Origin of the sequence: Allobosea sp. Root670, from assembly GCF_001429415.1 — a bacterium.
Lineage (GTDB): Bacteria > Pseudomonadota > Alphaproteobacteria > Rhizobiales > Beijerinckiaceae > Allobosea > Allobosea robiniae.
The window spans coordinates 518,034-538,550 of the sequence record NZ_LMJU01000015.1 but is presented as its reverse complement, the minus strand read 5'-3'; the positions used below and the strand labels follow the sequence as shown (position 1 = coordinate 538,550).

Below are 20,517 nucleotides of genomic sequence, written 5' to 3'. Positions count from 1 at the left end.
CGGGATGACAGCCCTTGTGGAAAAGCTCAGCCGGCTTCGGCCAGCAGCGAGATCCGCTGCTTGGCGCTCTCGCCGATCAGGTCGGTCAGCGAGGTCGGATAGTCGCCGGTGAAGCAATGGTCGGTGAATTGCGGCCGGACGGGATCGCGCCGCTCATGGCCCATCGCCCGGTAGAGCCCGTCCACCGAGATGAAGGCCAGCGAATCGGCGCCGACGAACTGGCGCATCTCCTCCAGCGAATGGGTCGCGGCGAGCAGCTTCTCCCGGTCGGGCGTATCGATGCCGTAATAGTCGGGATGGGTGATCGGCGGCGAGGAGATGCGGAAATGCACCTCCTTGGCGCCGGCCTCGCGCATCATCTTCACGATCTTGAACGAGGTCGTGCCGCGCACGATCGAGTCGTCGACCAGGATGATGCGCTTGCCCTCGACCACCGAGCGGTTGGCCGAATGCTTCAGCTTGACGCCGAGCTCGCGGACCTTCTGCGTCGGCTCGATGAAGGTGCGGCCGACATAGTGGTTGCGGATGATGCCGAGCTCGAAGGGGATGCCGCTGGCCTGGGCATAGCCCAGCGCCGCCGGCACGCCGGAATCCGGCACCGGCACGACGACATCGGCCTCGGTCGGCGCTTCCTGTGCCAAAACCGCGCCCATCGCCTTGCGGCGCTCATAGATGCTGCGGCCCTTCACGATCGAATCGGGGCGGGCGAAGTAGATGTATTCGAAGATGCACGGCCGCTCGGCCACCGGCGGGAAGGGCTTGTGGCTCTCGATCCCGCTCTCCGAGATGATCACGACCTCGCCGTTCTCGATCTCGCGGACGAACTTGGCGCCGATGATGTCGAGCGCGCAGGTCTCCGAGGTCAGGATCGGGCAGCCATCGAGATCGCCGAGCACGAGCGGGCGGATGCCGAGCGGATCGCGCGCGCCGATCAGTTTCTTGTTGGTCATGCCGACGAAGGCATAGGCGCCCTCGATCTGGCGGATCGCCTCGATGAAGCGGTCGACGAATTGCTGCTTGCGGCTGCGCGCGACGAGATGCAGCAGCACCTCGGTATCGGAGGTCGACTGGTAGATCGCGCCGTCGCGGACAAGGTTGCGGCGCAGCGTCAGCCCGTTGGTCAGGTTGCCGTTATGCGCGACGGCGAAGCCGCCGCCATGCAGTTCGGCGAAGAGCGGCTGGACGTTGCGCAGGATCGTCTCGCCGGTGGTCGAGTAGCGGACATGGCCGATGGCCTGCTTGCCCTTGAGCTTGTCGATGACGCTCGCTTCCGAGAAGGCGTCGCCGACGAGGCCGAGGCGGCGCTCCGAGTGGAAGCGCTTGCCGTCGAAGGAGACGATACCCGCCGCCTCCTGTCCGCGATGCTGAAGCGCGTGCAGGCCGAGCGCCGTCAGCGCTGCCGCGTCGGCATGGCCGTAGATGCCGAAGACGCCGCATTCTTCCCGGAGCCGGTCGGCATTGGGGTCGAAGGCGGTATCACGCTCGGTGTGCGAGATCATGTCGAGCTCCACGCGCTGGGACGGTTTAGCTGAGCCTCAATTAGGGACGGGCAGGCGCCGGCGCAACCGGGGCTGGCGCCACCGGTGCCGGCGTCGCGGGGCTGCGCGGCTCTTCCGCCGGAGCCTCGGGCGCGGTCTCGGTGGTCTGCTTCTTCAGCAGGTTCTTGATGAAGTCGGCGTTGACGTCCTGCGGCAGCATGGAGATCAGCGAACGGCCGGTCTCTTCGAGCATCGGCTTGGCCTTGGCATCCTTGGCCCAGACCGGCATCTTCTCGGCGCCGACCAGGGCTGCGAAGAACAGATAGCCGATCACCGCCAGCAGCAGGCCGCGCGCCGCACCGAAGACGAAGCCGAGCGTGCGGTCGAGCGCGCCGATGCGCGAATCCAGTACGAAGTCCGAGACCCGCGCCGTGATCAGCGAGACGACGATCAGCGTGCCCAGGAACAAAGCCGCGATCGAGGCGACCAGCGCGATCGTGCCCTGCGCCGAGCTTGCCGGGATGTATTGCTGGATGAAGGGCACGAGCTGCGGGTGGAAAAGCCAGGCGACGACTGCCGCGGCGACCCAGGAGGCGATCGCAAGCACCTCGCGCGTGAAGCCGCGCACGGCTGCGAGCAAAGCCGAGATCAGAACCACGCCGATGACGACGAGATCAAGAATGGTGACAGGCATTGGGAGGGCCGCTTTGCTGTGGTCAGGTGCCGGCCAGCCGGAGCAGGGCGGCCGTTTCGGCTTTGCTATACGCGTTCCCGCCCTCTGCGTCACCCTTTGGGCGGAGTCATTTCACATCTCTGCGAGGTGCACGCGCCGCGATATCGGCAACGAGTTCCGTGACATGGCCGAAACGCCTGAGCGAGAGCCCGTTGCCGTCGCCATGATCGGTGCCGCCGCTCGGCATCAGCGCCGCCTCGAAGCCGAGCTTGGCGGCCTCCCGGAGACGCGCGGCCGCGACCGCGACCGGGCGAATCGCACCCGAGAGCGCGATCTCGCCGAAATAGACCGCTTCCTGCGGTAGGGTCGCTCCGCTCAGCGAGGAGACCAGCGCCGCCGCGACCGCGACATCGGCCGCCGGCTCGTTGACCCGCAACCCCCCGGCGACATTGAGATAGACGTCGTGCTGGCCGAGCCTCAAGCCCCCATGCGTTTCGAGCACGGCCAGCACCATGGCGAGCCGGCTGTTCTCCCAGCCGACGACCGCGCGCCGCGGCGTGCCGAGCGCGGTCGGCGCCACCAGCGCCTGAATCTCGACCAGCACCGGCCGGGTACCCTCCATGCCGGCGAAGACGGCCGCGCCCGGTGCAGGCTGGTCACGCCCCGCGAGGAACAGCGCCGAGGGGTTCGTCACCTCCGACAGGCCCTTCCCGGTCATCTCGAAGACGCCGATCTCGTCGGTCGCGCCGAAGCGGTTCTTCTGGCCGCGCAGGATGCGGAATGAGTGCGCGCCTTCGCCTTCGAAGGAGAGCACGGCATCGACCATGTGCTCGACCACGCGCGGGCCGGCGATCTGCCCGTCCTTGGTGACATGGCCGACCAGGATCAGGCAGGCGCCGCTGGTCTTGGCATAACGGATCAGCGCCTGGGCCGAGCCACGGACCTGCGTCACCGTGCCCGGCGCGCTCTCGACCTCGCCGGACCACATCGTCTGGATCGAATCGATCACCACCAGGGCAGGGCGCTCGCCCTGACCCAGCGTCGCGATGATGTCCTCGACATTGGTCTCGGCCGCGAGATCGACCGGCGCCTCGGCCAGCCCCATCCGCTCGGCCCGGAGGCGCACCTGCCCGGTCGATTCCTCGCCCGAGACATAGACGACGCGCCGGCCGGCCTTGGCGAGCGCCGCGCAGGCCTGCATCAAGAGCGTCGACTTGCCGATGCCGGGATCGCCGCCGATCAGCAGAACCGAACCCGGCACGAAGCCGCCGCCGGTAACGCGGTCCAGTTCGCCGATGCCGGAGACGATGCGTGGCGCGTCCTGCGTCTCGCCCTTCAGCGTTTCCAGCGCGAAGACGCGCCCGCGCGCTCGCCCGCCGGAGGAAAGCCGCCCGCCGCCGGGAACGGGCGCGGCTTGTGCTTCCTCGACCAGCGAGGACCATGTCCCGCAGGCGTCGCACTTGCCCTGCCAGCGATGATAGACCGCGCCGCAGGCCTGGCAGTGATAGGTGGGACCGCGCTTGGCCATCAGCCGCCGATATAGCGCCGCTGGTAGCGGCGGCCGAGGCTGGTGAGGATTTCGTAGCCGATCGTCTTGGCGCCGCCGCCGACCGTTTCGAGATCGAGCGGGCCTCCGATCAGGGTCACGCTCGCGCCGCGCTTGGCGGCATCCGCGGGAGCATCGGTGACGTCGATGATGATCAGGTCCATCGAAACCGAGCCCACGAAGGGGCAGGAGACGCCATCGATCAGCACTGAGCCGCCGGTCGAGGTATCGGTCCAGCTGCCGTTGCGCGGATAGCCATCGGCATAGCCGAGGCAGATCGTGGCGAGCTTGCGCTTGCCCTTGGCCGTCCAGCGACCGTTATAGCCGACCTGCGTGCCGGCCTCGACCTCGCGGGTCTGGATGATCGTCGCTTCGAGCCCGACGACCGGCTTCATCGGATTCGGCTGCCCGGGCGTCGGATTGCCGCCATAGAGCGCATAGCCCGGCCGGGTGAGCTGGTAGGACGGGCAGTCCTTCAGGAAATGGCCCGACGAGTTCTTGAGTGAAGCCGGCACCTCCGGCAGGGCCGCGGCGATCTCGGCGAAGGCGGCGATCTGGCGGGCATTGGCCGGGTCGGTCTCGACTTCGGACGAGGCGAAATGGCTCATGACCAGCCCGATTCCGGCCGCCGCGATCACGCCCGAGCGCTCGCGGGCGAGATTGAGACCCTCGCCGGGCCAGAGGCCGAGCCGGTTCATCGCGGTGTCGACATGCAGCGCCGCCGGCCGGACCTGCGCACCGGTCTGCCGGAACGAGGCCCATTCCAGCAATTCCTCATGCGAGCCCAGAACCGGCGACAGGCCATGCGCGGCGAAGGTCTCGGCGGCGCCGGGCAAAAGCCCGTTCAGCACGTAGATCGTGGCGTCCGGTGCGACCTTGCGGGCGCGGATGGCCTCCGAGATATGGGCGACGAAGAAGCTCTTGCAGCCGGCTTTCGCCAGCGCCGTCACGGCGGGCTCGATGCCGATGCCATAGGCGTCGGCCTTGACCACGGCGCCGGCTTCGGTGCCGGCCCGCTTCCCCAGCAGGCGCCAGTTCGAGATCAGTGCGTCGAGGTCGATGGTGAGGGTCGCGCCGAAGGCGGCGGAATCAGGCAGGTCGGCAGGCATCATTCACGGTCCGGCAGGCGCATCTCATCGGCGCGATCGGAGAAGCGTGTCACATCCGCGTCGAACTGCAAGGCCACGGCGCCGGTCGGGCCGTGACGCTGCTTGCCGATGATCAGTTCGGCGACGCCGTGCATCGCCTCCATCTCGATCTGCCACTTGTTATGCTCTTCGGTGCCGGGGCGCGGCTCCTTGCCCTTGAGGTAGTATTCCTCGCGGTAGACGAACATCACCACGTCGGCGTCCTGCTCGATCGAGCCGGATTCACGCAGGTCCGAGAGCTGCGGGCGCTTGTCGTCGCGATTTTCGACCTGGCGCGAGAGCTGCGAGAGCGCGATGATCGGGACGTTGAGCTCCTTGGCCAGCGCCTTCAGGCTGGTGGTGATCTCGGTCAGCTCCTGCACGCGGTTCTGGCTGTTCTTGGACGAGCCGGACAGGAGCTGCAGGTAGTCGATGAACAGGACGTCGAGCCCCTTCTGGCGCTTCAGGCGCCGGGCACGCGCCATCAACTGCGCGATCGAGATGCCGCCGGTCTGGTCGATATAGAGCGGCAGCTTCTCGATCTGGGCGGCGACGTCGGTCAGGCGGGCGAAATCGCCCTCGGTGATGCGGCCCTGCCGGATCTTGTAGGAGGAAATGCTCGACTGCTCGGCGACGATACGGGTCGCAAGCTGATCGGCCGACATTTCGAGCGAGAAGAAGCCGACGATGCCGCCATCGACGGACTTGATCGAGCCGTCCTCCTGCCGCTCGCCGCGCCAAGCCTTGGCGATGTTGAAGGCGATGTTGGTCGCGAGCGAGGTCTTGCCCATGGCGGGGCGCCCGGCGAGCACGAGCAGGTCCGAGCGCTGCAGGCCGCCCATGCGCTGGTCGACGTCGCGCAGGCCGGTCGAGATGCCCGACAGGCCACCGGCGCGCTGGTAGGCGCTCGCCGCCATGTCGATGGCGAGGCGCAGCGCACCGTCGAATTTCTGGAAGCCGCCCTCGTAGCGGCCCTTCTCGGCGAGCTCGTAGAGCCGGCGTTCGGCATCCTCGATCTGCTCGCGCGGCGCCATCTCGACCGGCGCGTCATAGGCGACGTTGACGAGGTCCTCGCCGACGCCGATGAGCTGGCGGCGTATCGCGAGGTCGTAGACCGTTCGGCCGTAATCGGCGGCGTTGATGACGGTCGTCGCCTCGGCGGCGAGGCGGGCGAGATACTGGCTCGGCGTGATCTCGCCGAGATCGAGGTCGTTGACGAAGGTCTTGAGCGTGATCGGCGTCGCGACCTTGCCGGCCCGGATGAGGCTCGATGCCAGCTCGTAGATGCGCTGGTGGATCGGCTCGAAGAAATGGTCCGGCAGCAGGAAGTCGGAAACGCGGTAGAACGCGTCGTTATTGACCAGGATCGCGCCCAGCAGCGCCTGCTCCGCCTCGATATTGTGAGGCTGGACGCGGAATTCGGCCTCGCGATTGTCGAGGCGGGCGACGAGGGCGGTGACGGGGGCCATGGCTGCCTTGGTAAGTAAGCTCTTACTTACGTGTTCAAGCCGGCATTCGACCGCAGATAGCGGAACGCATGGCGGCAACTGAGTCGGAGTGAACCTAGTTTAGCACTCCGCCAGCTTCTGCCAGCATGTTGAGGGTCTATTCCCGCAGTTCACAGGACAGACGAAAAAGGCGCCGTGTTGCCACGGCGCCCTTGACTCGTTTCGGGAGCGATAAGGCTCAGCGATCGTCGTCGCCACCGGCCTCGGCCAGCGCCGCACCGACCTCGAGTCCGAGATCGTCGAGATCGAACCTCTCCTGGGCCGTGACGTTCTCGCCGGCGGCCTGACGGTCGGCCTCTTCAGCCGAGCGGGCGACGTTGACGGTGACGGTGACCGCGACTTCCGGGTGCAGCACGACCGGGACGGTGTGCAGGCCGAGCGTCTTGATCGGGGTGTTCAGGGTCACCTGGCCGCGCGAGACGTTGAAGCCGTCCTTGGTCAGGGCCTCGGCGATGTCACGGGTCGAGACCGAGCCGTAGAGCACGCCGGACTCGCCGGACTGGCGCAGGATGGTGACGCTCTGGCCGTTGAGGCGCTCGGCGACCGCATCGGCTTCCGACTTCAGCTCGAGGTTGCGGGTCTCGAGCTCGAGCTTCTGGCTCTCGAACCGCTTCTTGTTGTCTTCGGTGGCGCGCAGCGCCTTGCCGCGGGCGAGCAGGTAGTTGCGGCCGAAGCCGTCACGGACCTTCACGACGTCGCCCATCTGGCCGAGCTTGGCGACGCGTTCGAGCAGGATCACTTCCATTTTGTCTTCTCCTTGATCTGTCTGTGGTCAGGGTTTCAGGAACGGGTAGGCGGAGGCGGCAGCGCGGCCTGCCTGCGCAGGCCGAGAAGCGTGTCGATGACGCCGGCGATTGCGAGCAGCGGCGTCAGCAGGGCCTGCATCACGACAAGCGCGACATAGACCGAGATCAGCATCGGCATCCGCCAGGCACGGCCGCGCGAGATGTCGTGCAGCGTGGCGAGCCCGCTGAACATGAAGGCGGCGAGCAGCGCGCCGACGAAGGCCATCGCGGCGACGCCGATGAAGCCGCCCGTGGTCGCGACGAAGGCACCGGCGATCAGCAGCAGCAGGGCCTGCCGCGGCAGCGTGGTCGAGGGAATGAAGGGCCAGGGGCGCGGCAAACGGTCGGACATCTTCACCGTGCGGGCCGCGAGCCAGAGATTGGCCGTGATGGTGGTGACGAAGGAGGCGCCGATGCCGAGCGGCACGGCCGGAGCCAGGCTGTCAGCCAGCTCCTTCACCTGGATATCGGCGGGCAATGCGATCAGCTTGCCGCGCACCATCTCGCCCAGCAGGTTCTCGATCATGCGCGCGATCACCGAGCGATAGGTCTCGTAATCGGTGGTCATCACCAGCGCGCTGCCGACGGTCGCGAGCGCCGCGGTGGCAGCGATCCAGAGCAAGAGATTGCCGAGCGGATACCACTCGACCCGGCCCTCGGTGTCGCCGCGGGCGAGCAGGGCGAGATAGGCGATCCACCAGGCCGGCAGGCCGATGATCAGGGCAAAGGCGATGCCGCCGGTGGGAGCCAGCGCAACCGCGACGGCGAGCGCACCGGCCACCGTGGCGAACAGCCCGGAGCGGTGGTTCCAGCCCAGCGATGCGATGAAGATCGGGAGAGGAGCGGCCGAATACAGCAGAGCAGCCAGCGGCGATCCGGTGATCACCACTGAGAAGAGCAGGGCCGAAACGAGGCCCGCGCCGATGCCGACAATCGGAATCATAAAGTCCGTCCTGCTGTCCCGCTGCTCGCAAGCCTTGTGGGCTCGGCAGGGTGAGAGGCTTCTGGCCTCAACGAACCCGAGGGAGTTTCACCGACGGGCGACTGGTTGATCTTGAAAGCGAGAACCGGAGGCGAAAGGGTACGCCTCCGGAATTTATCGTGTGCCGGAACCGAACGAACGGCTCAGCGGATGACGTAGGGCAGCAGGCCGAGGAAGCGGGCGCGCTTGATCGCCTGGGCGAGCTCGCGCTGCTTCTTGGCGGAGACCGCCGTGATGCGGGACGGAACGATCTTGCCGCGCTCGGAGATGTAGCGCGAGAGCAGACGCACGTCCTTGTAGTCGATCTTCGGGGCGCCTTCGCCCGAGAAGGGGCAGGACTTGCGGCGGCGGAAGAAGGGGCGGCGGGCGCCAGCGGATGCAGTCGACATTCTCAGGCCTCCGCTTCGGCGGTTTCGGTGGCTTCGTCGTCACGGCGCGGACGATCACGGCGCGGGCCGCGGTCGAAACGGTCGCCGCCACGCTCCGGACGGTCATCGCGGTCACGCTTCTGCAGCATGGCCGACTGACCTTCCTCGAGCTCCTCGACCTTGATGGTCATGAAGCGCAGGATGTCCTCGTTGATGCGCATCTGGCGCTCCATCTCCAGCACGGCGGCGGAGGGAGCCTCGATGTTCAGCAGCGTGTAATGCGCCTTGCGGTTCTTCTTGATGCGGTAGCCGAGGGACTTGACGCCCCAGTACTCGACCTTGCGGATGGCGCCGCCATTCGCTTCGATCACGCCCTTGAACTGCTCGACAAGAGCTTCGACCTGCTGCGCGCTGACATCCTGCCGCGCGAGCAGCACATGCTCGTACAATGCCATATGTGGCCTTCCTTGTTTCACCCTGCTTCGCCCGGCGCGGAGCCCTCCGAGCCCTGGATAAGGCCCGACAGGATTTCATCGAAGGCGGAGACACGGGATGACGGTTCCGAAGAACCTGCGCTCTTCCTTGCGGGCAAGCGCCATCCGTTCAGCCTCCGGCCGAACAAGCAGGAGGCGGTGGTTACAGTGTCCGGTGCGTCGTGGCAACCGGAATCTCGTGTGGACGAGCGTCTGTCGGGCGGAAAAGATGGGCGTTGTGCTTGACTTGGCCGCTAAACCGATGTGACAGCCCCGTCATAATACATAAGTAGTGAAGAACGAGGCGTTCCGCACATGACCACAGCCTTCATCTTTCCGGGCCAGGGTTCGCAGGCCGTCGGCATGGGCAAGAGCCTGTCCGAGAACTTCGCCGTCGCGAAGGCGGTCTTCGACGAGGTCGATGCGGCGCTGTCGCAGAAGCTCTCGGCCGTGATGTGGGAGGGGCCTTCCGAGGAGCTGATCCTGACGGCCAATGCCCAGCCGGCGCTGATGGCGGTGAGCCTCGCGGTGGTGCGGGTCCTGGAAAGCGAAGCCGGGCTCGACCTGAAGCGCGATTCAGCCTTCGTCGCCGGTCATTCGCTCGGCGAGTATTCGGCGCTGGCCGCGGCCGGGACCTTCTCGATCGGCGATGCCGCCCGCCTGCTGCGCATTCGTGGCGACGCCATGCAGAAGGCCGTGCCGGCGGGGCAGGGCGCGATGGCGGCGCTGCTCGGTGCCGAGCTCGATCTCGCCCGCGAGATCGCCGCGGCCGCAGCGCAGGGTGAAGTCTGCGAAGCCGCCAACGACAATGGCGGCGGTCAGGTCGTGCTCTCCGGCGCGAAGGCTGCGATCGAGCGCGCCATCGTGCTCGCCGGCGAGCGCGGCGTGAAGCGCGCCATGCTGCTGCCGGTTTCCGCACCCTTCCATTGCGCCCTGATGCAGCCGGCGGCCGATGCGATGCGCGATGCGCTGGCCAAGGTGACGATGCAGGCTCCGGTGGTGCCGGTCGTCGCCAATGTCGGTGCCGCGCCGCTGAGCGATCCCGATGCGATCCGCGCTTCGCTGGTCGCGCAGGTCACCGGTACGGTGCGCTGGCGCGAATGCGTGCAGGCGATGGCGGCCGCTGGCGTCACCGATTTCGTCGAGACCGGCAGCGGCAAGGTGCTGGCCGGGCTCGTCAAGCGTATCGTTGCAGGCGCGGCGCCGGTCTCGATCGGCACGGCCGATGACGTTGCGGCCTGGAAGGCCCGCAAGGAATAAGTGCAGAAACCCGGGACGGGCTGCAGCGGCAGGATGCCGAACAAGGGGAGCGAACATGTTTGATCTGACCGGCCGCAAGGCCCTGGTGACCGGCGCGACAGGCGGCCTCGGCGGCGCCATCGCCCGGACGCTGCATGCGCAGGGTGCCAGCGTCGCGATCTCCGGAACGCGCGCGGAAGCGCTTGAAGCGCTGGCGGCCGAGCTCGGCGAGCGCGTCGTGATCGCGCCCTGCAATCTCTCCGACAAGGATTCGGTCGAGGCGCTCGTGCCGACTGCCGAGGAGAAGCTCGGCGGGCTCGACATTCTCGTCAACAATGCCGGCATCACCCGCGACAACCTGTTCATCCGGCTCAAGGACGAGGACTGGGACAGCGTGCTCGCGGTCAACCTCACCGCGGCCTTCCGGCTGTCGCGCGCCGCGGTGAAGTCGATGATGCGCCGCCGCTACGGCCGAATCGTCGCGATCGGCTCCGTCGTCGGCACGATGGGCAATCCGGGCCAGGGCAACTACGCCGCCGCCAAGGCGGGCCTGATCGGCATGTCCAAGGCGCTCGCAGCCGAGGTCGCGAGCCGCAACATCACCGTCAACGTGGTCGCGCCGGGCTTCATCGAGTCGCCGATGACCCAGGCGCTCAACGACAAGCAGCGCGAGGGCATCCTCTCCGACGTGCCGATGGGGCGGCTGGGTGAGGGCGCGGATGTGGCCGCGGCCGTCGCCTTTCTCGCCAGCACGGAGGCCGGCTACGTGACCGGGCAGACGCTGCACGTCAACGGCGGAATGGCAATGATCTAGGGGCGTTAGCGCCCATTCCGGATCGGCTTTGATAAGCCGGAAGCGCTCTCGCCAGCCCGTAAAGGGTATGTTAACTAGCGCCGTCTCGCTGCCGCCGGGCGTTCCGAGGGGACTTGACGAAACCTCGGTTGTTGCGTTTGTGCAGGCTTCAAGCTTTCCGGATCGCGGGCACCCTCCAGGTGGCGCGGCGGCTCGGAATGAGATTCCTCCACCGCGTCGCACCCCTGCGATGCGTTTTCAGTTTCAAAGTCTAAGGAAGAGACCCATGAGCGATGTTGCCGAGCGCGTGAAGAAGATCGTGGTCGAGCACCTCGGCGTCGAGGCCGACAAGGTCGTCGACGGCGCCAACTTCATCGAGGACCTGGGCGCGGACAGCCTCGACACCGTCGAGCTCGTGATGGCCTTCGAGGAAGAGTTCGGGGTCGAGATCCCGGACGATGCCGCCGAGACGATCGTGACCGTCGGCGACGCCGTCAAGTTCCTGTCGTCGAAGAGCGCCTGATCGACCTTAAGGGTTGGTCTACGCAGAAAGAGCCATGGCTTCTCGCAGTTATCCGATGCGGCGTGTTGTCGTAACCGGGCTCGGCATGGTGACGCCGCTTGCATGCGGCGTCGAGCCGACCTGGTCGCGCCTTCTTGCCGGTGCCAGCGGCGCCGGCCCCATCACATCCTTCGACGCCAGCGATCTGCCGGCGCGGATCGCCTGCAACATCCCGCGGGGTGACGGCAGCGACGGGACCTTCAATCCCGATCAGTGGATGGAGCCGAAGGAGCAGCGCAAGGTCGATGATTTCATCGTCTTCGCCATGGCGGCGGCCACGCAGGCGTTGCAGGACGCCGGCTGGAAGCCGGAAAGCTACGAGGACCAGACCCGCACCGGCGTCGCCATCGGCTCCGGTATCGGCGGGTTGGGCGGCATCTACGAGGCTTCGCTCCTGCTCAAGGAGCGCGGCCCGCGCCGCCTCTCGCCTTTCTTCATTCCCGGCCGCCTGAGCAATCTGGCGGCGGGTTATGTCTCGATCGAGCACGGGCTGAAAGGCCCGAATCATGCCGTCGTGACCGCCTGTTCGACCGGTGCGCACGCGATCGGCGACGCCTCCCGCATGATCGCGCTGGGTGATGCCGAGGTCATGGTCGCAGGCGGCGCCGAATCCGCGGTGAACCGCATCGGCATTGCCGGCTTCTGCGCCTGCCGCGCGCTTTCGACCGGTTTCAACGATACGCCCGAAAAGGCCTCGCGCCCCTATGACAAGGACCGCGACGGCTTCGTGATGGGCGAGGGCGCCGGTGTCGTCGTGCTCGAGGAACTCGAGCACGCGCTTGCCCGCGGCGCGCATATCTATGCCGAAATCGTCGGTTACGGCATGTCGGGCGACGCCTATCACATCACCTCGCCCTCCGAGGATGGCGATGGCGCCTATCGCTGCATGCAGGCCGCGCTGGATCGCGCCGGCATCACGGCGTCCGACCTCGACTATATCAATGCCCACGGCACCTCGACGCCGCTCGGCGACGAGATCGAATTGCGCGCCGTCGAGCGGTTGCTGGCCAATGCCTCGAGGCGTCCGTCGATGTCGTCGACCAAGTCGGCGACCGGCCATCTGCTCGGCGCTGCCGGTGCGATCGAGGCGATCTTCACCGTGCTCGCCATCCGCGACCAGACCGCGCCCCCGACGATCAATCTCGACAATCCTTCGGTCGAGACCGAGATCGACCTGGTGCCGCATGTCGCCCGCAAGCGCGAGATCGATTACGCCCTGTCGAACTCCTTCGGTTTCGGCGGCACCAATGCCTCGCTGGTGATGCGGCGCTACAGGCCCGAGCATTGAACCGCTGCGAAACAGCGCGGTTTCGCCATAATCTTGGGTAGAGTTGGCGACGACTGCGGCTGAATGCGTGATTCCGCGTTCACAGCCGCACCGAAACCGGCTCTAATGCCGTCGCCCGACTGAGTGCGGCTGCAGGCCCACTCCGGCAGGCGCGGTCCAGTTTGCACCGTGCCGAGATCATCACCCCCGTGCTGCGAGCGTCCTGATCGTGAATGATACGCCCCGCGTCGCCCCGAAGAGTCCGAGCGAGGCCCTCAAGCCCGTAGCGCCGCCGGCGCCGCCGCCGAAGGTTCGCCGCCGCCGGCGCAGCCCTTTCCTGTCGATGCTGAGCGGGCTGTTCACGGTCGCGCTCGTCGGCGCCGGCGTGGTCGGCGCCGGAATCGCCGTCGTCTCGAACCAGAGCAAGGCGCCGGGGCCGCTGGCCAGCGACCGGGCCGTGATCATCCCCAGGGAGAGCGGGCTCACCGAGATCGCCGAACTGTTGCAGCGCGAGGGGCTGATAGAGCACCCGCTTTCGTTCCGCGTCGCCGCCGTCGTCGGCGGTGACTGGCACAAGCTCAAGGCCGGCGAGTACCTGTTCAAGGCGCGTATCAGCCCCCAGGAGATTCTCGACATCATCTCGAGCGGCAAGGTGGTCGAGCATTCGATCACCATTCCCGAGGGGTTGACGAGCGAGCAGGTCGTCGAGCGGCTGCGCAACAACGACCTCCTGACCGGCGAGATCGCACAGGTGCCGAAGGAGGGCTCGATCCTGCCTGACACCTATCGCTTCCCGCGCGGTTTTTCGCGGAAGGGCATCATCGATCAGATGGGGCGGAGCCAGAATGCGATCTTGAAAAGCATCTGGCTGCGCAAGCCCGCTGATCTCCCGATCAAGACACCCGAGGAACTCGTCATCCTCGCCTCCATCGTCGAGAAGGAGACCGGCCGTGCCGATGAGCGCCCGCGCGTCGCCGGCGTCTTCATCAACCGTTTGAACCAGAAGATGCGGCTGCAATCCGACCCGACGATCGTCTACGGCCTCGTCGGCGGCAAGGGCACGCTCGGCCGGCCGATCCAGCGCAGCGAGATCACGCAGGCGACGCCCTACAACACCTATGTGATCAACGGCCTGCCGCCGGGGCCGATCGCCAATCCCGGTCGCGCCGCCATGGAGGCGGTGGTCAACCACTCGCGGACCAAGGATCTCTACTTCGTCGCCGACGGCAGCGGCGGCCACGCCTTCGCCGAGACGCTGGAGCAGCACAACCGCAATGTCGGACGCTGGCGCCAGATCGAGACGACGCGGACGCAGCAGCAGGGCGGCAAGCCGCCGGCCGAGGCCGTCGACAAGGTCGAGCCGCCGGCAGGTCCCGACAACCGCACCGAGGCGCCGGCCACGACGCAGCCCGCAGCCGACAATACCGGCTCCGCCGGCGTCCCCGTCGCCCAGCCGACCGGTGCGATTGCGGGAACACGCGCCCGCGCCTTCGACGCTTCGGAAGGCACGACGCGGGATCCGCTGCTCAACAAGAGCTTCGACCTGAACTCGCCCAAGCAGGTGCCGCAGCTCAAGCCCTGAGTTGCAGGCCCCGGAAGGCTCGCAATCCCCATTTTCCGGCGGCAGCCCGCTTGCTGTCATGGATGCGCGCCACTACGGTCCCGCCGATCTTGAATGAAGGCGGCAGGGGCAATGTCCATCGAAAGCATGACGGGCTTTGCCCGCGCGGCGGGAACGGCCGGAGTCCATGGCTGGGCCTGGGAAATCCGCAGCGTCAACGGGCGTGGGCTCGATTTGCGTGTCCGTGTCCCGCCCGGCTTCGAGGTCCTCGCCGAGGCCGCTCGCAAGAAGCTGGGCGCCGCCTTCTCGCGCGGAACGCTGCACGTCAACCTTGCCGTCACCAGCGATGCCGGTCCGCCGCGCCCGCGCGTCAACGAGGCCGTCCTGGCCGCGCTGCTCGAGGCCGTCGAAAGGCTGCCGCCGGCCGCCGGCATCAATCCTCCATCCTATGACGGGCTGCTCGGCATCCGCGGCGTCGTCGACTATGCCGACGAGGCGCAGGACGCGCTCGGCGCGGTCGAAGCCCCGGCTCTGGCCGGCCTCGCAGCTGTGACCGATGCCTTGAAGGAAGCGCGGGCCGCCGAAGGGCGTGCGCTCGAAGCGATCGTCCTCGGTCATCTCGAAACCATCGCCCGCCTCGCCGGCGAGGCCGAACATCATCCCGCCCGCAGCAGCGACGCGATCCGTGCCCGGATTGCGGCTCAGGTCGAGGCCCTGCTCGGGGCGAATAACGGCTTCGATCCGCAGCGCCTCCATCAGGAAGCAGCATTGATCGCTGTGCGTGCCGATATCCGCGAGGAGATCGACCGGTTGCAGGCCCATGTCGCGGCTTTGCGCGAATTGCTGGCCAAGGGGGGACCGATCGGCCGCAAGCTCGACTTCCTCGCGCAGGAGTTCGGCCGCGAGGCCTCGACGCTCTGCGCCAAGGCCAATGATCCCGGCCTGTCGCGCATCGGGCTCGAGCTCCGCACGGTCGTCGACCAGATGCGCGAGCAGGTCCAGAACGTGGAGTGAGCCGGATGGCTGCCGAGACCCTTCACCCGGCCCGCCGCGGCCTCATGCTGATCCTGTCTTCGCCGTCCGGCGCGGGCAAGACGACGCTCACCCGCAATCTCAAGAGCGAGAACAATCTCGATCTCTCGATCTCGGTGACGACCCGCGCCAAGCGCCCGTCCGAGATCGAGGGCGTGCATTACCGCTTCATCGATCGCGCGGCCTTCGACACCATGCGCCAGCACAATGACCTGCTGGAATGGGCTGAGGTCCACGGCAATGGCTACGGCACCCCGCGCAAGGAGGTCGAGGCCTCGCTCGCGGCCGGGCGCGACGTGCTGTTCGACATCGATTGGCAGGGCACCCAGCAGATCGTCAAGAAGGCGCGGGCCGACGTCGTCACCATCTTCATCCTGCCGCCCTCGATGGCAGAGCTTCGCTCGCGCCTGATCCGCCGCGCCGAGGATGCCGAGGAGGTCATCGTCAAGCGTCTCGCCAATGCCCGTGACGAGATCGCACGCTGGAACCAGTACGATTACGTCATCGTCAACAACGATCTCCAGGCGGCCTATGAGTCGATCAAGGCGATCCTGACGGCCGAGCGCCTGAAGCGCAGCCGCGCCGTCGGCCTCAACGACTTCGTCGACCAGCTTCTGACCGAAGAGCTGCCCTGATCAGCGCTGCGCGGCCAGCGCGTTCGCCAGCCTGACGAAGCCCGAGACCGGTATCTCCTCGGCGCGCGCCGTCTCGTCGAGGCCGGCGGCCGTGATGATCGGGGCGGGGTCGGGCAGCACGGCCTTCAGGCTCTGCCTGATCATCTTGCGGCGCTGGCCGAAGGCCGCCAGCGTCACCCGCTCCAGCAGGCGCCGGTCGCAAGGTTCAGGCTCCGCACGCGGGATCAATTGCACGATCGACGAGGTGATCTTCGGCGGCGGCACGAAGGCGCTGCGCGGCACGTCGAACAGGATCTTCGTCTCGCAGCGCCAGTTCGAGAGCACGGCAAGCCGGCCGTAATCGGCGCGCTCATCCGGCGTCGCGACGATGCGCTCGGCGACCTCGCGCTGGAACATCAGCGTCAGGGAATCCCACCAGGACGGCCAGGGTTCGAGGCTGAGCCAGCCGACCAGCAACGGCGTGCCGATATTATAGGGCAGGTTGGCGACGATCCGCGCCCGCCCGCCACCGAGATGAGGCGACAGGTCGACCGCGAGCGCGTCGCCGTCGATGACCTCCAGGCGCCCCGGATAATGCGCCGCGATCTCGGCGAGCGCCGGCAGGCAGCGCCGGTCGCGCTCGATCGCGATGACGCGGCCGGCGCCGTTGGCCAGCAATGCCCTCGTCAGCCCGCCGGGGCCGGGGCCGATCTCGACCACCGTCTGGCCGTCCAGCGGCCCGGCTGCGCGCGCGATCCGGCTCGTCAGGTTGAGATCGAACAGGAAGTTCTGGCCGAGCGCCTTCTGCGCCATCAGCCCATGGCGCTCCACCACCTCGCGCAGCGGCGGCAGGTCGTCGATCTGGCTCATGAAGCGGTGTCCGTGACAGTGTGCTCGGCCATCCGGGCGGCGAGCTTCAGGGCGGCGCAGAGGCTGTCCGGCCGCGCGATGCCCTGGCCTGCGATGTCGAAGGCCGTGCCATGGTCCGGCGAGGTCCGGATGAAAGGCAGGCCGAGCGTGACGTTGACGCCGTCGTCGAAGGCGATCGTCTTGATCGGGATCAGGGCCTGGTCGTGATACATCGCCAGCGCCGCGTCGTAGCCGGCCCGCGCGCGGGCATGGAACATCGTGTCGGCCGGATAGGGGCCACTGGCATCGATGCCCTCGGTCCGCAATTGGGCGATGGCGGGCGCGACGATCGCGGCGTCCTCATGGCCCATCGTGCCGTCTTCGCCGGCATGGGGATTGAGCCCGCTGATCGCCAGTCGTGGCCGGGCGATACCGAACCGGCTGCGCAGCTCGGCGGCGACGATCCGGCCGGTCTCGACGATAAGCGCCGTGGTCAGAAGCTCGGGCACGCGGCGCAGCGGCTCGTGGATCGTCACCGGCACGACAGCGAGTTCCTCGCACCAGAGCATCATCACCGGCCGCGGCGCGACACCACCCCGCGCAGCCAGATGCGCCAGATATTCCGTATGGCCGGGATGCTTGAAGCCGGCCTTGTAAAGCACTGATTTCGCAATCGGATTGGTCACGACGCCTGCGGCGTCGCCAGCATAGGCCGCGACGACCGCCTGGTCGATGGAGCCGATCGTGCTTGCGGCTGTCGCCGGATCAGGCTTGCCGGGAACGACGGTGCCAGCCCCGGAAGCGAGCGGAATCACCGGCAACGCATCGGCAAAGGCGGCTCCGGCATTGCGCCAGTCGCAGATATGCAGCGGCACGGTCCATCCAAGCCGCTCGGCGATACGGGCGAGGTGATCGGGGTCGCCAATACAGACGAATGCGGGCACCGCACGCTCGCGGCGCTCCAGCCAGGCGCGAAGCGTCAGTTCCGGCCCGATGCCGGCCGGGTCGCCCTGTGTCAATGCGAGCGGCTTGGCCGGCAAGACGAACTCCGCGCCTTGAAGAAGGATCCGGCCCGTCGCTTCGGGCCGGTACGACTAGTTCGACGAGGTGACGCCGTCGCTCGACGAGGAGGCCCCGCCAAGGTTCTGCGAGTAGCTGATTTCGCCCAGCGTGCGCAGTTCGAGGCGGAACATGACCGTGCGCGTATCCTTCGTCGCCCCGGCCTGGCGGTCGGCATAGCTCTGCGAATAGCTGATGTCGAAGACCGTGCACTCGTCGGTGTAGTTGATGCCGAACGAGGTCGAGGCGGTCTGGAACGGCCCGCTGTTCGGATAGATCGGGACAGCGGATGCCGCAGGAGCCGCCGCGTAGGACGCATAAGCGTCCCGATAGCGCTCGCGATCGTATTTGTACTTGTCGAGATCGAACAGCACGCCGGCCCGCAGGCGCCAGTTCTCGGCGACCTTGAGCGAGCCGTTGAGCGACAGGCCCTCGCGGCGGCGCGAGATGCCGAGATCGGGCTGGGGCTCGTAGCGGCCGTAACCGACCGAAGCGGAGATGATGCTGTTGGAATAGGTCGCGGCGGCGTCGATCCGCTGGGCTTCGAAGGTCGTCGAATTGAGGCGCGTCGCGCCGGTCAGGAAGAAGCCCTTGAACGGCGAGAGCTGGGCGCGGGCGACATAGTCGGAATTGCGGGTCTCCAGACCGGAGTTCAGGCCGGTATTGATCAGGTCGCCACCGGCGAAGGAATTCCGCCCTCCGAGCTGGTAGGACTGGCCGATGAGCAGGTTGGCGAAGGCTTCCTGGCCGAAGCGCCCGGTATAGAGCGCTCCGACATTCGCGCGGGTCCCGCCCTCGACGCGGTCGAAGCCGGAGAACTTGCCGCTCCACTCGAACAGGTTGTTGGCGTCGAAGACCAGACTTTGCGCATCCTCGTTGGCGACGCGCAGGCTGTTCGTCTCGTTCGGCCGCGCGACGATCTGCGCCACCGGCTCGATGATATGGGTGCCCCAGCCGGTCTTGGCGACGAACGGGTAGCGGTACATCAGGCCGATCGCCGGCATCACCCGGCCGAAGACCTCGTCGGAAGTGTCGGCGATCGTCGAGACGCGCGAATTGATGAGGCCGCTGGTGTCGGGATTGATCGAGAAGACGTCGGCGCGCACCGAGGCATAAGGCGTCCACATCTGCCCCAGCGGGTCGATGAAGTTGCGCCGCCAGGCGACCTGGGCGGTCGCACGCGAGACATTGCCGGCAAGGCCGCGCACGAGGCAGTGGTTCTTGTCGTAGACGGCGCAGCCGTCATAGAGCGAATAGCTCGGCGTCCTGATCAGGTAGCTCTTCTGCTGCGGCAGCTCCGAGAAGGCGGCCGTGTCGCGCGTCAGGCTGGTGATGTTGACGTTGAACGAGAGCTCGCCGCCGAGGAAGGACGGCTTGTGGACGCGCTTGTCGTAGTCCAGCACCGGCAGCACGACGGGCTGTTGCTTCTGCCAGTCCTGATAGTTCAGGGGCTGGAAATAATAGCCGCGCAGGTCGAACCAGGCGCTCTCGCTCTGGCCGTTCAGATAGGCCGTCGAGATCGATTCCTGCAGATAGGTCGTGGCGCTGAGGCTCTCGTTGCGGATGCGGTAGTTCTTGTAGAACCAGCGATCCGTCGACATCGAGGCGTTCCAGCCGACGCTCCAGCGCGGGTTGATGAAGAACTTGCCGTTCGTCTCCACCGAACCGCGGAATTCCTTGTCGCGCGGGCCGAGCGGGCTCGCCAGATAAGCGTCCTTGTCCTGCTGGAAGATGCCGGAGGCCCGGATCGCGTAGGAACCGTTGACCAGCCGATGGCGCCATTCCACCTGGCCGAGGAAGCCCTGGCGGCTGAAATAGGTCGGCGTGAACGTCAGGTCGTAATTCGGCGCCAGGTTGAGGAAATAGGGCAGCCCGACGCCGTAGCCGAGCGCCGAGGTGTTGATGAAGCGCGGAGACAGGAAGCCGGACTTGCGCTTCACCGTCGAATCCGGGCCGGACATGTATGGGATATAGGCCATCGGGATGCCGGCGAACTCGACCCGGGCATCCTCGTAATAGATCGTCTGCTCGGACTTCTTGTGGATGATCCGCGCGGCGCGGACCTGCCAGAGCGGCGGCCGTTCGGGATTGTCCTTGCAGGGCTCGCAGGCCGTGTAGATGCCCTTGTCGAAGACGAAGGTCTCGCCATCCGTCCGCTCGGCGCGGGGGGCCGAGAAGCGGGTCTTGTCCGGATTCACGACGCGTAGCGAGTCGATGAAGCCGTCGCGGAAATCGTCCGTCAGGTTGAACTTGTCGCCGGTGATGACCGTGCCGTTGGCTTCGGTGATCCGGGCCTTGCCGATGGCGGTGACGCGCTTGTTGCCCTGGTCGTAGATGACGCGATCGGCCTCGATCGTCCGGCCCTGATAAAGGATCTGGACGTCGCCGACGGCCGCGACCGTCTTCTTGTCGTTGTCGTAGACGAGTTCTCGCGCATCGACGACCATCCGGTCCTGCGGCTTCGCCGCAGCCGTGGTCGCAGGCTTGGGCTGCGTGCCGGCCGCCCGATTCTGGGCATAGGCCGGCCCGGCCAGCAGATAGGCCAGGCTGGAGGCGAGAGCCGTCGCCGCAGCAAAGCGCGCTAGCCGGTTCACTCCTGGA

Annotated in this window: 19 protein-coding genes; 7 read left to right on the top strand and 12 right to left on the bottom strand. The window is 67.0% G+C overall.

Annotated features, from left to right (window positions below):
* Window positions 1–26: 26 nt before the first annotated feature.
* The 9 genes from purF to rpsF all read right to left on the bottom strand — a co-directional run bounded on the left by purF (window position 27) and on the right by rpsF (window position 8,922).
* The gene (gene purF / locus ASE61_RS14980) at window positions 27–1,499 is read right to left on the bottom strand and encodes an amidophosphoribosyltransferase (RefSeq protein WP_061968352.1); all 1,473 of its coding nucleotides are present in this window, start codon (window positions 1,497–1,499) and stop codon (window positions 27–29) included.
* Between the two features lie 40 nt (window positions 1,500–1,539).
* Complete coding sequence (locus ASE61_RS14975; RefSeq protein WP_061968129.1) at window positions 1,540–2,172, bottom strand: CvpA family protein; 633 nt, start codon at window positions 2,170–2,172, stop codon at window positions 1,540–1,542.
* Window positions 2,173–2,278: 106 nt separating this feature from the next.
* Window positions 2,279–3,679, bottom strand: coding sequence for a DNA repair protein RadA (radA, locus tag ASE61_RS14970; protein WP_061968128.1), 1,401 nt, complete (start codon window positions 3,677–3,679; stop codon window positions 2,279–2,281).
* A complete protein-coding gene (gene alr, locus ASE61_RS14965; RefSeq protein WP_244492847.1) occupies window positions 3,679–4,809 on the bottom strand; it encodes an alanine racemase in 1,131 nt (376 codons plus the stop codon). The genes radA and alr overlap by 1 nt, the downstream gene beginning before the upstream one ends.
* A complete protein-coding gene (locus ASE61_RS14960) occupies window positions 4,806–6,293 on the bottom strand; it encodes a replicative DNA helicase (RefSeq protein ID WP_061968126.1) in 1,488 nt (495 codons plus the stop codon). The genes alr and ASE61_RS14960 overlap by 4 nt, the downstream gene beginning before the upstream one ends.
* A gap of 217 nt (window positions 6,294–6,510) precedes the next feature.
* On the bottom strand, window positions 6,511–7,077 hold the full coding sequence (gene rplI / locus ASE61_RS14955) for a 50S ribosomal protein L9 (RefSeq protein WP_061968124.1): 567 nt from the start codon (window positions 7,075–7,077) through the stop codon (window positions 6,511–6,513).
* A gap of 35 nt (window positions 7,078–7,112) precedes the next feature.
* Window positions 7,113–8,060: a DUF2232 domain-containing protein gene (locus ASE61_RS14950; RefSeq protein ID WP_061968123.1), complete on the bottom strand. Its 948-nt coding sequence runs from the start codon at window positions 8,058–8,060 to the stop codon at window positions 7,113–7,115.
* Window positions 8,061–8,242: 182 nt separating this feature from the next.
* Complete coding sequence (gene rpsR, locus ASE61_RS14945) at window positions 8,243–8,488, bottom strand: 30S ribosomal protein S18 (protein WP_038367644.1); 246 nt, start codon at window positions 8,486–8,488, stop codon at window positions 8,243–8,245.
* 2 nt (window positions 8,489–8,490) lie between these two features.
* Window positions 8,491–8,922, bottom strand: coding sequence for a 30S ribosomal protein S6 (rpsF, locus tag ASE61_RS14940; RefSeq protein WP_061968121.1), 432 nt, complete (start codon window positions 8,920–8,922; stop codon window positions 8,491–8,493).
* A 333-nt stretch (window positions 8,923–9,255) separates the two neighbouring features.
* On the opposite strand from rpsF, the gene fabD reads away from it, so the two are divergent.
* The 7 genes from fabD (at window position 9,256) to gmk (ending at window position 16,029) form a co-directional block, all read left to right on the top strand.
* Window positions 9,256–10,200, top strand: a complete 945-nt coding sequence (gene fabD / locus ASE61_RS14935) for an ACP S-malonyltransferase (RefSeq protein ID WP_061968119.1) — start codon at window positions 9,256–9,258, stop codon at window positions 10,198–10,200.
* 55 nt (window positions 10,201–10,255) lie between these two features.
* Window positions 10,256–10,993: a 3-oxoacyl-[acyl-carrier-protein] reductase gene (gene fabG / locus ASE61_RS14930; RefSeq protein ID WP_061968118.1), complete on the top strand. Its 738-nt coding sequence runs from the start codon at window positions 10,256–10,258 to the stop codon at window positions 10,991–10,993.
* A gap of 265 nt (window positions 10,994–11,258) precedes the next feature.
* On the top strand, window positions 11,259–11,495 hold the full coding sequence (locus tag ASE61_RS14925; RefSeq protein WP_061968116.1) for an acyl carrier protein: 237 nt from the start codon (window positions 11,259–11,261) through the stop codon (window positions 11,493–11,495).
* Between the two features lie 55 nt (window positions 11,496–11,550).
* Complete coding sequence (gene fabF, locus ASE61_RS14920; protein WP_061968115.1) at window positions 11,551–12,822, top strand: beta-ketoacyl-ACP synthase II; 1,272 nt, start codon at window positions 11,551–11,553, stop codon at window positions 12,820–12,822.
* Between the two features lie 208 nt (window positions 12,823–13,030).
* Window positions 13,031–14,383, top strand: a complete 1,353-nt coding sequence (gene mltG / locus ASE61_RS14915) for an endolytic transglycosylase MltG (protein ID WP_244492846.1) — start codon at window positions 13,031–13,033, stop codon at window positions 14,381–14,383.
* A 111-nt stretch (window positions 14,384–14,494) separates the two neighbouring features.
* Entirely contained in the window at window positions 14,495–15,376 is an 882-nt protein-coding gene (locus tag ASE61_RS14910) for a YicC/YloC family endoribonuclease (RefSeq protein WP_061968111.1), read from the top strand.
* A gap of 5 nt (window positions 15,377–15,381) precedes the next feature.
* Complete coding sequence (gmk, locus tag ASE61_RS14905; protein WP_061968109.1) at window positions 15,382–16,029, top strand: guanylate kinase; 648 nt, start codon at window positions 15,382–15,384, stop codon at window positions 16,027–16,029.
* On the opposite strand, the gene rsmA is transcribed toward gmk, so the two are convergent.
* From rsmA to ASE61_RS14890, 3 genes are read right to left on the bottom strand one after another with little or no spacing between them, the layout of a single operon-like run.
* The gene (rsmA, locus tag ASE61_RS14900) at window positions 16,030–16,878 is read right to left on the bottom strand and encodes a 16S rRNA (adenine(1518)-N(6)/adenine(1519)-N(6))-dimethyltransferase RsmA (protein WP_061968108.1); all 849 of its coding nucleotides are present in this window, start codon (window positions 16,876–16,878) and stop codon (window positions 16,030–16,032) included.
* Window positions 16,875–17,897 (bottom strand): 4-hydroxythreonine-4-phosphate dehydrogenase PdxA, encoded by a 1,023-nt coding sequence (gene pdxA, locus ASE61_RS14895; protein ID WP_061968106.1) that lies wholly within the window; start codon window positions 17,895–17,897, stop codon window positions 16,875–16,877. The genes rsmA and pdxA overlap by 4 nt, the downstream gene beginning before the upstream one ends.
* A gap of 54 nt (window positions 17,898–17,951) precedes the next feature.
* Complete coding sequence (locus ASE61_RS14890; RefSeq protein ID WP_244492845.1) at window positions 17,952–20,510, bottom strand: LPS-assembly protein LptD; 2,559 nt, start codon at window positions 20,508–20,510, stop codon at window positions 17,952–17,954.
* Window positions 20,511–20,517 lie beyond the last annotated feature (7 nt).